This window comes from Ruegeria sp. BC7 (assembly GCF_056539165.1).
In genome coordinates, this window is sequence record NZ_JBQFUL010000002.1 from 310,562 (window position 1) to 324,127 (window position 13,566).

Genomic DNA, 13,566 nt, shown 5'->3' on the forward strand with positions numbered 1-13,566 from the left:
ATCACTAATTCGCCGTATGGTCCGGAACGTCTTCGACCTGTTCAACCGCATGAGTTGCCCAAAGCTCGTCTTCGCCCGCGTCCGGCAGGCTATCGGGCTTTTCGTGACGGTGAATATGCCATTTGGCAATGAACAGAGCGGTAATCGGGGCGGTCAGGAACAGGAACAGTGTAATCAGCAGCTCGTGCAGCGACAGCTTCTGTTCCAGAAGAACAGAGTGGAATATCGAGGCCAGCAACACACCGCCCACCCCAAGTGTCGTCGCCTTGGTGGGCGCGTGCAGTCGGGACATCGGATCTTTTAGTTTGATCATCCCGTATGATCCCACAAATCCAAAGATGCCTGAAACCACAAGAAAGAAGGCGATTAGCAGTTCAAAGAAAAATGTCATGACGCCCTCACTCGATAATGTTGCCGCGCAGCATGAAGCGCGCGTAAGCAACGGTTGAAACAAAGCCGAGCATGGCGATGATCATGGCGGCCTCGAAGAAAATCTCGGTCCCCAGCGACAGCCCGTACAGGATCATCAGCGCAATTGTGTTTATGACCATAGTGTCCAGCGCCAAGACTCGGGTGCCGACGCCATCGGCGGTGATAATTCGCCACAGGCACATCATGATGGCGGCTCCGAAACAGGCAAAGGCAAAATAGATCGCATAGGTGATCATTCAAAAATCTCCTTTAGCCGACGCTCGTATCGCTGCTTGATTTGATCGCGCACCTCGTCCGGGTTGGGCGCATCAAGGCAATGTACCAGCAGATTATGCCCCTGCGCCGACAGATCGCAGCTAACGGTGCCGGGGGTCATTGTTATGGTTCCGGCCAGAACCGTAATCGCTTCGGGCGTGCGCAGGTCCAGCGGAACGCTGATCCAGTTCGGCTGGCGGTCAGCGTCCCGTTTGAACAGGATGATCCGGGCTACCGTAATATTGGCGATCACGATGTCCCAAAGCACAACCAGGATGTATTCAACCACCATGGGCCAGTTGCGCAGCTTGGGGCGGTCTGGCCAGTAGGGTTGCGTGATGAATGGGATGATAATCCCCAAAAGCAGGCCAAACACCAACGAGTTCAGAGAGGGCTTGTTTGCCAGCAGAACCCACACAACCGTCAAGAGAAAGGTCAGGTGAGGGTGCGGAAAAACCCGGTGCAGGAGTCTCATCATTCTTCGTCTCCCAATACGGCTGCGATGTAATCTTCTGGGGTGAATAACTGCTCGGCCGTGCGGCTTGCGTATTGCAAAGCCGGACCCGCGAACAAGGTCAGCACAACAAGGCCCAGAGCGGCCGCGAACACCGCGGTGAACGCCAGACCGGGTTGAGGTTCTGGTGCCGGGGCGGGCTCAGCTTTGTCCTCGTTTTTCGGGTCTTGTTCTGTGTTGTGCTGGGCGTCGTGGCTTTTCCAGAAGATCAGTGACCCAGCTCGGGCCAGCCCGACTATTGTGACAAACGACCCGATCAGGATCACCGCCCAGATCGCGGTGGCATCTGGCGCATCTCGTGCAGCATCCAGCACCAGCAGCTTGCCAACAAAACCCGACAGCGGCGGCATACCGGCCAAGGCAATCGCGCCAACGAAGAACAGGGCCGAGATCAGACCGCCCTGCGGCATGGGCGCAGTGGGGGCGATTGCTCCGCCCCGGCGTTCCACAACAAGGTCGGCCACCAGAAACAGAAGGGCCGTCGCAAGGGTCGAATGGTAGATATAGTAAAGCGCTGCGGCCGTCGCGGTTTCGGTGAACAGAGAGATTGCAACCAGCAAAGTACCCATCGAGGCAATAGCGCAAAAGGCCACCATTCGCGCGATATGCTGCGCGCCGAGGATGCCGATTGTTCCAACGGCCAGTGTCACCAATGCTGCCGGTTGCAGCCATGCACCGACCAGCCCCTGTGTCGCTTGGACGTCAGGGCCAAAGCCAAGCGTGTACATCCGCAGGATCGAATAAGCTCCGACTTTCGTCATGATCGCAAACAGCGCGGCCACCGGCAAAGGCGCGTTGGCATAGCTCGCAGGTAGCCAGAAGTGCAATGGCAGTACGGCCGCCTTGATGCAGAACACCAGCAACAGCAGCACAGCGCCAACCCGCAACAGCGCGGTATCCTCTGCGGGCAGTTCCGCAACGCGCACTGCCATATCCGCCATGTTTAGCGTTCCGGTCACGGCATACAGTGTCCCCAGCGCAAACAGGAACAGGGTTGAGCCTAGCAAGTTATAGGCCACGTACTGTACGCCGGCCTTTAGACGAACCGCGCCGCCACCATGCGTCATCAGACCGTAAGAGGCGATCAGCAAAACCTCGAAAAACACGAAAAGGTTGAAGGCGTCGCCAGTCAGGAACGCGCCACATACGCCCATCAGTTGAAAGTGGAACAGGGCGTGGAAGTGTTTGCCTCTGTCATCCCAGCCTGACGCAATCGCATAGAGCACGATGGGCACGGCCAGCAACGCGGTGAGCAGGACCATCATGGCGGACAGCCGGTCGAGCACCAGAACAATGCCAAATGGCGCAGGCCAGTCGCCGAGTTCGTAGACCTGTATGTCCCCGCCAGCAGCCTGAGTGGTGATGGTCAGGGCAATGCCCAAAAGCGCCACAACACCTGCGACCGAGAAGATGCGTTGCAGGTCCAGATGGTATCGCAGGACCATGATGATGAATGGGGCCAGGATCGCGGGCAGGACGATCGGCGCAACGATCCAATGGTTCATGCGTCTTCTCCCGCAGCGTCGGTGCTGTCCTGTGCCTTCATGTCAATATGGTCGTCCTTCGAGGACAAATACGCGCTGAGTGCAATCATGACGATCACCGCCGTCATCCCGAACGAGATCACAATGGCCGTCAGCACAAGTGCCTGTGGCAGTGGGTCGGTATAAGGCACGTCTTCGTACTTGTTCAGAACGGCCGGTGCATTCAGCGCCAGCCGCCCCGTTGCGAACAGGAACACGTTCACCGCATAGGTCAGCAGCGAAAGGCCGAGAATAACGGGGAACGTCCGGCGGCGCAGGATCAGGAAAATCCCGGCGGCGGTCATGATGCCTACTGCTGAGGCTACGAGCGCTTCCATCAGGATTGCTCCTTCTCTAGTTCTTCTTCCGGCGGATCGTCCCGAAGCGGGTTGATGTCCATTGGAAACTCCTGCGCCATGCCCGGCTGCCAAGCGAACCGTGACAGGCTGTCGAGCGCCAGCATCACGGCCCCCAGAACCGCAAGGAAAACGCCGGTATCGAACAGCATCGCAGTCGCCCATTCAAATTCTTCCAGCGGGGGCCAGTGGAGATACCCGAAGTCGCTGGTCAGGAACGGGCGTTCATTGAACCACGCGCCCAGTCCGGTGGCGGCGGCGATCAACACACCCCATCCAATCGTCCCGTGATAATAGAACCGCTGCCGCTCGATGGCCCAGGTGTACCCACTGGCCATGTATTGCATCAGGTAGGCGATGGCGACGATCAGACCGGCGATAAAGCCGCCTCCGGGCTGGTTGTGGCCACGGAAGAAGATGTATGCGCCAACCATCAGCGCAATAGGCATCATCATTCGAGTCACCACCACCATCATCAGGGGATGCGCGTCTCCTGACTGAGGCCAGTGTGGTTTGCGGTTCAGCAGGTAGCTGCGCACATTGGTGCCCAGAACGGATTCTGTCAGGGCAAAGATAATCAGGGCTGAGATGCCCAGAACAATGATCTCGCCAAAGGTATCAAAGCCCCTGAAATCGACCAGGATCACATTGACCACATTTGTGCCCCCTCCGCCCTTGTACGAGTTGGCAAGGTGGAACTCGGAAATGGTCGGGAACGCAAAGTCGCGCAGCATGAGCGCGTAGATCAAAGCGCCCGATCCGATCCCTGCCACAACCGAGATCGCTGCGTCCCGCCACCGCCGTGCCGCGCTGCTGTCCCACGGCGTATCCGTGGGCAGGAAGTTCAGCGACAGCAACAGCAGGATCATGGTCACCACCTCGACCGAGATTTGTGTCAAGGCGAGGTCAGGTGCCGACAGATAGTTGAACGCCATTGAAACGATGAGGCCGACGACTCCGATCAGAACCAGCGACAACAGCCGGTTGCGGTGGAACCACATGATCGCCAGCGTTGCACCTACAAGGCAGATCCAGCCAATGATCGGGATGATCGGAGCGGGCAGCGGCTCGCGTGTTGCGGCACCAATCGACCCGGTCGCGTATGCGTAGTACCCAAGCCCGACCGTGAAGGCGATCATGATGATGGCATAGCGGCTAATAACGCCGTTGTGCAGCGCATCTGTGATCCATCGGCTCAGGATCGTGAGGGCGCCGATGACCCTGTCAAAGATCGCTTTGGCCTCGGGGCGGGGCATGGTGGTCCACAACTGCTCTCCCCGGCGGTGGAGGGCCAGCAGGAACAGACCGCCCAGCGTGGCAACGATCGACATGTAAAGCGCGGGCGTAAAGCCATGCCACAGCTTTAGTGAGTAATAGGGCAACTTCTCTCCACCGATCACCGCGCTGGATACGACCGCGACTAGCGGTCCCACGATGGCCGCAGAATAGAGACCGATCAAAACGACCAGAACAACCAGAAAGGCCGGAGCCAGCCATAGTCCGACCGGGGGATCATGCGGATGCGACGGGTAGTCGTTGCGCTGGGGGCCAAGAAACACGTGGCTGACGAAACGGAACGAATATGCGGCCGAGAACAGCGCCGCCAGCAAAGCTAGCCCCGGCACCAGATAGTGCGAGTTCAGCCAAGTGGTGTGAACGGTTTCCTCAAGCATCATTTCCTTGGATAGAAAGCCGTTCAACGGCGGCAGCCCGGCCATCGACAGTGCAGCAATCGTTCCGATGGTGAATGTTATCGGCATGAGCTGACGCAGACCGCCCAGCCGCTTGATGTCACGGGTTCCGGTCTCGTGATCGACAATACCGGCAGTCATGAACAAGGCGGCTTTGAACGTCGCGTGGTTGATGATGTGGAAAACGGCGGCGACGGCTGCGAACTTGGTGCCAAAGCCCAACAGCATCGTCACCAACCCCAGATGCGACACCGTCGAAAACGCCAGCAGCGCCTTCAGGTCATCCTTGAACAACGCGATGCACGCACCGATCAGCATCGTGACCAGACCCGTTGTCGCAACGATATAGAACCACGCGTCGGTTCCGGCCAGAACCGGCCACATCCGCGCCATCAGGAATAGCCCGGCCTTCACCATCGTGGCAGAGTGCAGATAGGCCGAAACCGGCGTTGGCGCAGCCATCGCATGGGGCAGCCAGAAGTGGAATGGGAATTGGGCCGACTTGGTGAAACACCCCAGCAGGATCAGGATCAGCGCCGGCAGGTAGTATGGCGACGACTGGATCAGCTCTTTGTTCTGGAGAATGACGCTCAGGTCGTAAGAGCCGACGATATTGCCGAGGATCAGCATCCCCGCGATCATGGCAAGCCCACCTGACCCCGTGACAGCCAGCGCCATCCTCGCACCTTGGCGGCCTTCGGGAAGGTGTTTCCAATAGCCGATCAGCAAGAATGAACTCAGCGACGTAAGTTCCCAGAAAATAAGCAGAAGAAGGATATTGTCAGACAGAACAATACCCACCATCGCGCCCTGAAACAGCAGCAGGTAGGTATAGAACTGCCCCATCGGGTCTTCGCGCGACAGGTAAAATCGCGCGTACAGAATGATGAGCAGGCCGATCCCAAGGATAAGCAGGGCAAACAGAAACCCCAGCCCGTCCAGCATGAAATTTGCGTTCAGCCCAAGACTTGGAATCCAGTCGAATCTGGCCGTTACGACCTCGCCGCGCATGACCGAAGGGATGTGGATCAAAAGCCCCATAAGTGCCAGGAAAGTGGTCAAACCCGCCGCTGATGCAGCTGCGTTGCGTCCCGCCCTGATAAGTAGGGCTGGAAACACAGCGCCGAGAAAGGGAAGGGCCGCGATGAGGAATAGGGACAAGTGCGATACTCCGGTCTGGGCGGTCAAAAGTGGTACTGATTTTGTAAGGAAATTTTTCCGACTGTCCAGCTATTGCAAGTTTAGAGCTTTGATCTAGTGCGGTCGCAAACCGATGTTTTTGACGCGATGAAATGACGCGATCTTGATGACTGCGCAAAATTTCGGCGCGGAATTCAAACCTATGCTGTGATAAACCGGTTGCGTCGGTTCAGGAGAAGGCGGCGTGTCGGACAAAATGAACAAAGCGCGCAGATGGATATTGCTGGGTGGCGCTGCTGTCTTGGCTGTCGGCTTCGCTGTTCGGGAATATCAGCTTACCCCTCCTCCGTACGATGGGGGCCAGATTGGCGTCGTGGACGCGCATCAGCAGGCTGTCTCTGGTGAGATATTGTTGCTGGATATCCGCACGCCGCGAGAGTGGAAGGCCACAGGCGTCGCAGAAGGCGCGGCACCGCTGGACATGCGCCGGGAAGATTTTGTCGACGTGTTGGATGAATTGGCAGACGGCGATAGAACCGCGGCAATCGCTTTGATCTGTGCGCGCGGTGTGCGATCTGCGCGGTTGAGTAACCGTCTGAGCGCGGCCGGGTTTTCCAATATTATTGACGTTCCCGAAGGAATGCTCGGGTCCGCCGCCGGACCGGGATGGCTGCGTGCGGGGTTGCCTGTGGGCGTATATGGCGAGGAAATTCTATGATCCGAACGGTAACTCTGGCACTTGGATTATCACTTGCAGGACAGACCGGCCTTGCCGCCTGCGCCGAGCAGGACAGGATGTGCGAAACGGCTTCGGGTGGATATCACATCGAACTGCCACAGGCTGAAAATCCGCCGCTGGTGGTTTTTCTGCACGGGTATGGCGGCACCGCGACGGGGACATTGAAAAACCGCAGTATGGTCGATCCTCTGCTGGCCCGTGGCTATGCGGTTATGGCGCCGGAAGGGTCCGAGCGAAACGGACGCCAAAGCTGGAACTTTTTCCCCGGATGGGAGGGCAGGGACGAGACCGCCTTCCTGACCGAAGTGGTGCAGGACGCCTCGGACCGGTTCGGTATTGACGCCGACCGCGTGGTGCTGGGCGGATTCTCAGCCGGTGCCTTCATGGTCTACTATCTCGCCTGTGCCGCGCCCGAGACATTTTCGGCCTATGTGCCGGTATCCGGCGGGTTTTGGCGGCCTCATCCCCAAAGCTGCGACGGACCGGTGCGTATGTTTCACACGCATGGCTGGACGGATAATGTGGTCCCGCTGGAAGGCCGTATCCTTGGCGGAGGCCGTTTTCATCAGGGCGACATTTTCGCGGGGTTGGAAATATGGCGTGTGGCCAATGAATGCGCAGATACCAAGCCAACGGGCTTTTCCTCAACCGGCCAATTCATGCGTCGTCACTGGAGCGGCTGCGCCGATGGCAGCGCGCTGGAATTCGCGCTGTTTCCCGGTGGGCACAACGTGCCAAAGGGGTGGGCCGATATGATGGTTGACTGGTATGAGGGTCTGCCGGGGGGGTGATCAAAGCCCCTTACTCGGCAGGTGTCATGACGCCCTTTCCCTCAATCAGGCGTTTCAACTCGTCCCGGTGTCTGCGAGCCGATCTGGTGATCGCGGGTTCCTGAATGTCTTCTTTCATTCCGACCATTCGGCGCGCGGGTGCGGATGATACGCCGCTGAGCGCTGACAGCGGGATGGCAAACGCAAGGCTTATGGCAATCGGAGCCAGCCAGATCGACACGAGGCCGGACAGAATGCCAACGCTTAGGGCGATGCCGCTGACCGTTTCCAGCGCATGGCAAAGGATCAAGGTGCGCAGCCCATAGCTGCCGCCGTCCCGCGCCTGCGGGGACCAGCCTTTCTGCACGCCTAACGCAGTGCGGAAAACGGCGATCATCTGCTGCACCATAAGGATCGGAGCATAGAGAACGGACAGGACCACTTCGGCCAGAAATGAGGTCAGAAACTTGGAGCCGCCGCCAAACTCGGAATAGCGCTTACCGCTTAGGGGCAGCGCCAGAACGCCAAGCACTTTGGGGGCCAGCAGCATGGCGTACATGACGAGAATGATCAGGACGTGGCGGGTTTCCGACATTTCCGGCCACTGCGGGAACAGAGGGTTATCGGGGCTGAAATAGTGCAGAACCGAAGCGTCCTGGCCCTGACCGATAAGCGCCCACATAACCAGCAGGGCGAACCAAAGCGGTGACATCAGGTATCCAACAGCACCGTGGAACATGTGGAACCGCGATACGGCCCGAAACCCGGTAGAGTCCAATAGTTTCAGGTGCTGCAGGTTGCCCTGGCACCAGCGCCGGTCCCGCAATGCGTGATCAATCAGCGTCGGTGGGGTCTCTTCGTAAGACCCGCGGATGCGGGGCAAGAACCGTACGCCCCATCCGGCACGGCGCATTAGCCCAGCCTCGACGAAATCGTGGCTCATGATCAGCTTTTCCTGACCGCTCAGCGACCGGAGTTTTGGCAGGCCCGCGCAATTGGCAAAAGCCTTGGTGCGGATAATGGCGTTGTGGCCCCAATAGTTGCCCTCTTGCCCGCACCAACGGGCCAGACCTTCGGCAAAGGCAATGCCATAAACCCCGTTGGCAAACTGCTGCATGCGGGCAAAAACCGACTGCGCGCCGATCAGTTGGGGATAGCTCTGGATCAGACCCGCGCCGGGGTCGCGCGCCAACGAGTCGGTCAGGCGCAGGATCGCTTGGCCGGTCATCAGGCTGTCTGCATCCAGCACCAGCATCGCGTCCCAATCAGCGCCCCAGCGACTGACCCAATCGGCAATATTTCCGACCTTGCGGTCCGTGTTCTGTTCGCGCCGACGGTAATAGAGCTCCAGCCCCGGGGCGAGCGTGGTGCGCAATGCTTCGATACTGGCTTGTTCCTGCGCCGCAATTTCGGGGTCGCGAGTGTCGGACAGGATGAACATGGCATAGTGGTGCTGCCCTCCCTGCGCGCGCAGGTCTTCCAGCATCGTCCGGGCATTCCCCAGAACATTCCACGGCACTTCGTTGTAGACCGGCATCAACAGGGCTACGCGCAGCGGTTGCGCGCGATCCTGTCGCTGCGGCGGCTCTTGCCGGGACAGTGATATCATGCCCAGAAGAACAGTGCAGACCGTGAAGGCGATCCAGAAGAAATTGAACGAGATCAAGGACAGAAGGATACCTTCCACCAGATTGATCCCTTCCGCCGCAAACCAGTCCGCCATGACCCATAGCAAGCCGAGCGTCGCCGCCATCGCGGGCGAGAACGCAAGCGCGCGCCAGAAACCAGCCGAAGGGCGCTTGCCGCCCGGCACCTGCGCATCGCGGAACCCCGCGCGGAAATCCTGCGCTGGCATCGCCAAAGGGGTTTCTGGCGGCATGATATGAAGGTCGTGGCTCATGTGGTCCAACGGTACAGCCAGACCTCAGAGGCCGGTTGCTTGTCTTTCATCAACTGAGCGCGCAGTTCGACGTGGTTACGCTCACCCGGCTGGAACGAGAACGCCAGCCGCAACCCGCCCGTATCGGGGTTACGCTGCAATACACCATCCGAGGTTTCGGCGTGGGGCGAGTCCACGAAGATGGTCATCGCCTCGGGATCATCGAACAACTCGCTTGGCTCAAAGTCGATGACGGCAAGACGGCCTTCGCCAAAGGTGTTGTCACCCATCGCCGTGTTGATGACGCGCGGCATTGGGGTGCGCTGCGGTTCTTCACCCCAGATCAGGCGATAGGACAGGTCAACCTGACTGCCTGCCGCATATGGCTCCATCGGCCGCCAATAGGCGACGATGTTGTCGTAAATCTCTTGATCGGCCGGAATTTCCACCAGCGTTACGGTGCCCTTGCCCCAGTCCCCGTTCGGTTCAACCCACAGGCTGGGGCGTTTGTGGTAATTGGCCTCAAGATCGGCGTAGTCCGAGAATTCCCGCTTGCGCTGCATCAGGCCGAAACCGCGCGGGTTCAGGTCGACGAAAAAGGAAATCTGCAGGCGGGTGGGGTTGGCCAATGGTCGCCACAGAACTTCTCCGGCGCCGTTGCGGATCAGCAGCCCGTCGCTGTCGTGGACGGCGGGGCGGAAATCGTCAAAGCGGCTGTGGTTGGTCTGATCGAACAGGAACATCGAGGTACCCGGCGCAATACCCACATGGGTCAGGTCCTCTCGCGGGAACAGCGTGGCTTCGACATCCATCACGCAATCCGCGCCGGCGGAGACGTTGAACCGATAGGCACCGGTCACGCTGGGGCTGTCCATCAGGGCGTGCACAACCATGTTGCGCTGGCCGGGTTCAGGGCGTTCCAGCCAAAAGCGGATGAATTCCGGGAACTCCTCTCCGTCCGGGTCGCCGGTCTTCAGGGCAAGGCCACGCGCGGACAGGCCGTAAACCTCGTGCAGCCCGATAGCGCGAAAATAGCTGGCCCCTTGCCAGACGCAGAACTCGTCCGTTTCGCCGGGGCGGTGCATCTCGGTCCGCAGGCGCAGGCCTGAAAAGCCCAGCGTATCGTCGATGGGCAGTTGTGGCACGTCTTCGGATTTGTCGAACATCGACAGATCGAAAGCGACTGGCGTGGCCATGCCACCCTCGACCGTGGACACTTTGACAGTGCGGGGAAAGTAGAGGCCAGGCGTAAAGAAATCGACGTTAAACGGCGTCTCGGTCTCGTACCACAGTGCGCGATCCAGACGGAACCGGATCGAGCGGTATTGCTGATAGGTCAGATCCTGCCATTCCTGCGGGACCATTTCCCGTTCAGCAAACGGTCGACTGGCCAGATCACGGGCAAGCGCGACCACATCGTCGCGCTGGAAAGGAACTTCACCACCTACCGCAAAGGTCGCCGGGGCGAATGCAAGCGCCGAGGTTGAGGCCAGAAATGCGCGACGTGTGAAATTCATTTTTTCGACTTCCAAGGTTGTGACTTAAACCAGGCGGCCATGTATGCGACGCCGATGATCATGGCAAAGCCAATCATGTTGGCGGCAAATACACTGGCAACATCCCGCCCACTCAGGTCCAGTCCGACGCCGATAAGTCGTGCTGCTGCCATGGAAAAAACGAAGACCGCCAGCGATTGCTGCCCAACTTTGGTGATGACGGTCAACAGGAATTGCCAGACCCGCGCGGCGGCCCCGTGCCCGGTGGCAATCAGGCGGTGGCCATGTTCACCTGCGACGACCCAGCCCAGATAGGCCAGCGACAGGAAGTGAATATAGCGGAACAAGCCAAACTCGGTCTTGTCGCGGAATTCCTTGGTCACGGGCCAGACCTTGCGGATTTCGTCGGCAAGGTCAGGGGCTGCCGCATTGATCCACATGAACACTTTCCAGGACCCGAATGGCATCGAGAGGATCAGGAAAAGCGCCGCTGCCCAGATCAGCGTTTTTGACACTGGCGGGGCAGGAATCCAGCCGCGCATGAAGGCAAAGCCAGTGAAGAACAGCAACTGCCAGCCAAACGGGTTAAAGAACCACTGCCGTTCCGACCACGGCTCGGCGGGCAAGGCCAGTGCACCTGTCTGTGCGACCAACCAGATCGCGATGGATGCGGTGGCAACGGCCCAGAATCCGATCCGGTGCAGGCCCATGAACACGGGCATAAGGGCCAGAACCACTAGATACATCGGCAGGATGTCAAAGTAGTTCGGCACGTAAGTCAGCGTGAACAGCCCGACCATTTGCGGGGCAGGGTCGTTGAAGAAATGCTGTAGGTTCAGTGACGAGACGTAGGTTTTCTCGAAAAGCCCGGTCTGATCCAGCGCGGCCATCGACATTGCCACAAAGAAGAACAGACAGATATGCGCCCAGTATACCTGCCAGATGCGATAGGCGACACGCGCCGTGCCCATCCACCAGCCCTTGCGCACAAAGGCACCGCCAAACGCGATGGCCGAAGCCATGCCCGAGCAGAACACAAAAATCTCGGTTGCGTCCGAGAACCCGAACCGAGCGGGAATCCATTTGGCCCAGGGGTCGTTCGGGATATGGGCGATCAGGATGATGAACATCGCGATGCCGCGATAGAAATCAAGGCGCGGGTCGCGCGTGCGCGCAGGGGCAGCCGTCGAGGACGCCACCGGCGCAAAATCAGAAGCGGGCGATGCAGTCGCCATACGTTTTCTGTCCTTCTTTAGTCTTTTTGTTATTCAGCTGGGACGCTTTGTGCGTCGCCGCTGTCGCGGGCCGCGTCAATCAGAGCGCGGCGCGCAAGGGCATAATTGTCCTCTCCACCAGCCCGTTTGGATCGGCGGTCGTCCAGGATGCGCTCGACATCATCCAAGCGCCCGGCGCGCAGGCCGGAGTCAATCGTTATTCGCTCAAAAACATCACGTTGGGCATGGCTGCCACCTACCAGTTGCATACAGTCGCGCGCGCTCGACAAAAAGTTGAAGGCCTCGCCATAAAGACCTTCGCCAAAGGCTTCAAGCCCTTTGGCCGCTGCGATCCCCGGATCGGACATGCGGATCGGTGTGTCGCCGTGATTGCGCTGGGCGTCTTTCTGGATGCGTTGCAGAATCTTTCCGGTTGCCTCGGGGCGATTGTCGCCTGTGAGGGCCAACATATAGTGCAGATCGGCAAAGATCAGGCAGCCGTCCTCTGTGCGTGCGGCGCTGAGGTCTGCCAGTTCTTCCCATCGGTTGCCGACATTGACGCCCTCAAGCTCGAGCCGGGACAGCAGCGAGGTCGCGTTCGAGATGTCGCGGTAGTCGTCGGTTTTGTCCTGACGGATGTAGTTGTCGTACAGCTCAATCACCTGATCGACCTGACCCAGATCCAGATGCATCAGCGCCTTGTGCCACCAGACGTGATAGCGAAAGTTGTTGCAATGGGTCCAGGCGTCCTCACGCCCGGCCAGCCAGTCCAGACCCAGTTGAGCATTGCCTGTCATTTCGTGCACATGGGCCACGGCGTGCAGACCCCATGCATCGTCGGACACCATCCACAATGCCTGACGACCAGCAATCTCGGCCTTTTCGTAGGCGCCTGTTTCTTCTAACGCGAAAGAGTGGCAGCCCAGCAGATATCCGCGCCCTGCGTGGTCGGGTTCATACGCGGGCATCACCCGTTCGATCGAGCGGCGCATCCCAGCGGAGTCCCCCAGCACAAACCGGGTGGCGTGGCTGAGCTTCATCGCAAGCGTATCCTGTGGATGTGCGCGCAAGATTTCCTCGAACTTCTGGATCGCGTGCGAGGGCAGGTCGGACAGGTAAAGGCCCAATGCATCAACGTACAGACGTTCGCGATCTGTGACCGGCTGGCGCTCCATCGCGGCATTTGCCGCGGCCAGCGCGTCAGTCGCCACGGGCATCATTTCACGCCGGCCCAAGAGAACCATGAACAAGCCTTTGACCGCATGACCCAATGCAAAGTCGGGCTCAAGCTCGAGCACTGTGCCCAAGTGCTGCGGGGTGATCGCAGCGTGCGCCATGAACCCAAGCAGCACTCCGTTCCACGCATCGACGCTTGCCGGGTGGCTCAGAGTGTTCATCTGTCCGAAAACGTCTTGTTTCATGCTTGTGGTCCGATCCAGTTGAGAATTTTTTACAATATTCGACTTATCAGAGACTCTAGCGGCGTCGTATCAGTATCGACCAACCTCTCGAATTGGTGAAAGGCCGTGTGTGTAAAACGTGAAAAAAACCGCCGAT

Annotated in this window: 12 protein-coding genes; 2 read left to right on the forward strand and 10 right to left on the reverse strand. The window is 59.0% G+C overall.

The features are described 5' to 3' along the window. Positions 1–4: 4 nt before the first annotated feature. From ACR0KS_RS06535 to ACR0KS_RS06560, 6 genes are read right to left on the reverse strand one after another with little or no spacing between them, the layout of a single operon-like run. Positions 5–391 (reverse strand): Na+/H+ antiporter subunit G, encoded by a 387-nt coding sequence (locus ACR0KS_RS06535; RefSeq protein ID WP_170382358.1) that lies wholly within the window; start codon positions 389–391, stop codon positions 5–7. Between the two features lie 7 nt (positions 392–398). Next, a complete protein-coding gene (locus tag ACR0KS_RS06540) occupies positions 399–668 on the reverse strand; it encodes a K+/H+ antiporter subunit F (protein ID WP_170382360.1) in 270 nt (89 codons plus the stop codon). Then, positions 665–1,162, reverse strand: coding sequence for a Na+/H+ antiporter subunit E (locus ACR0KS_RS06545; protein WP_170383255.1), 498 nt, complete (start codon positions 1,160–1,162; stop codon positions 665–667). Before ACR0KS_RS06545 ends, ACR0KS_RS06540 begins: the two co-directional genes overlap by 4 nt. After that, positions 1,162–2,706: a monovalent cation/H+ antiporter subunit D gene (locus ACR0KS_RS06550; protein ID WP_170565325.1), complete on the reverse strand. Its 1,545-nt coding sequence runs from the start codon at positions 2,704–2,706 to the stop codon at positions 1,162–1,164. The genes ACR0KS_RS06545 and ACR0KS_RS06550 overlap by 1 nt, the downstream gene beginning before the upstream one ends. Then, a complete protein-coding gene (locus ACR0KS_RS06555; protein WP_170382364.1) occupies positions 2,703–3,062 on the reverse strand; it encodes a Na+/H+ antiporter subunit C in 360 nt (119 codons plus the stop codon). The genes ACR0KS_RS06550 and ACR0KS_RS06555 overlap by 4 nt, the downstream gene beginning before the upstream one ends. Then, positions 3,062–5,932 (reverse strand): monovalent cation/H+ antiporter subunit A, encoded by a 2,871-nt coding sequence (locus tag ACR0KS_RS06560; RefSeq protein WP_170565322.1) that lies wholly within the window; start codon positions 5,930–5,932, stop codon positions 3,062–3,064. Before ACR0KS_RS06560 ends, ACR0KS_RS06555 begins: the two co-directional genes overlap by 1 nt. Positions 5,933–6,167: 235 nt before the next feature. On the opposite strand from ACR0KS_RS06560, the gene ACR0KS_RS06565 reads away from it, so the two are divergent. Further along, positions 6,168–6,629 (forward strand): rhodanese-like domain-containing protein, encoded by a 462-nt coding sequence (locus tag ACR0KS_RS06565; protein ID WP_170565961.1) that lies wholly within the window; start codon positions 6,168–6,170, stop codon positions 6,627–6,629. Beyond that, positions 6,626–7,441 carry a PHB depolymerase family esterase gene (locus ACR0KS_RS06570; protein WP_170565319.1) on the forward strand — a complete coding sequence of 272 codons (816 nt, stop codon included), beginning with the start codon at positions 6,626–6,628 and terminating at the stop codon, positions 7,439–7,441. The genes ACR0KS_RS06565 and ACR0KS_RS06570 overlap by 4 nt, the downstream gene beginning before the upstream one ends. 10 nt (positions 7,442–7,451) lie before the next feature. Here ACR0KS_RS06570 and mdoH read toward each other — a convergent pair whose 3' ends face one another. Genes mdoH through ACR0KS_RS06590 form a run of 4 tightly spaced genes read right to left on the reverse strand, consistent with a single transcriptional unit; the run spans position 7,452 to position 13,430 of the window. Next, positions 7,452–9,320, reverse strand: coding sequence for a glucans biosynthesis glucosyltransferase MdoH (mdoH, locus tag ACR0KS_RS06575; protein WP_170565316.1), 1,869 nt, complete (start codon positions 9,318–9,320; stop codon positions 7,452–7,454). Continuing rightward, positions 9,317–10,816 (reverse strand): glucan biosynthesis protein G, encoded by a 1,500-nt coding sequence (locus ACR0KS_RS06580; RefSeq protein WP_170565313.1) that lies wholly within the window; start codon positions 10,814–10,816, stop codon positions 9,317–9,319. The genes mdoH and ACR0KS_RS06580 overlap by 4 nt, the downstream gene beginning before the upstream one ends. Further along, entirely contained in the window at positions 10,813–12,030 is a 1,218-nt protein-coding gene (locus ACR0KS_RS06585; RefSeq protein WP_170565310.1) for an OpgC domain-containing protein, read from the reverse strand. The genes ACR0KS_RS06580 and ACR0KS_RS06585 overlap by 4 nt, the downstream gene beginning before the upstream one ends. Positions 12,031–12,059: 29 nt before the next feature. Further along, positions 12,060–13,430 carry a tetratricopeptide repeat protein gene (locus ACR0KS_RS06590; RefSeq protein WP_170565307.1) on the reverse strand — a complete coding sequence of 457 codons (1,371 nt, stop codon included), beginning with the start codon at positions 13,428–13,430 and terminating at the stop codon, positions 12,060–12,062. Positions 13,431–13,566: the final 136 nt, after the last annotated feature.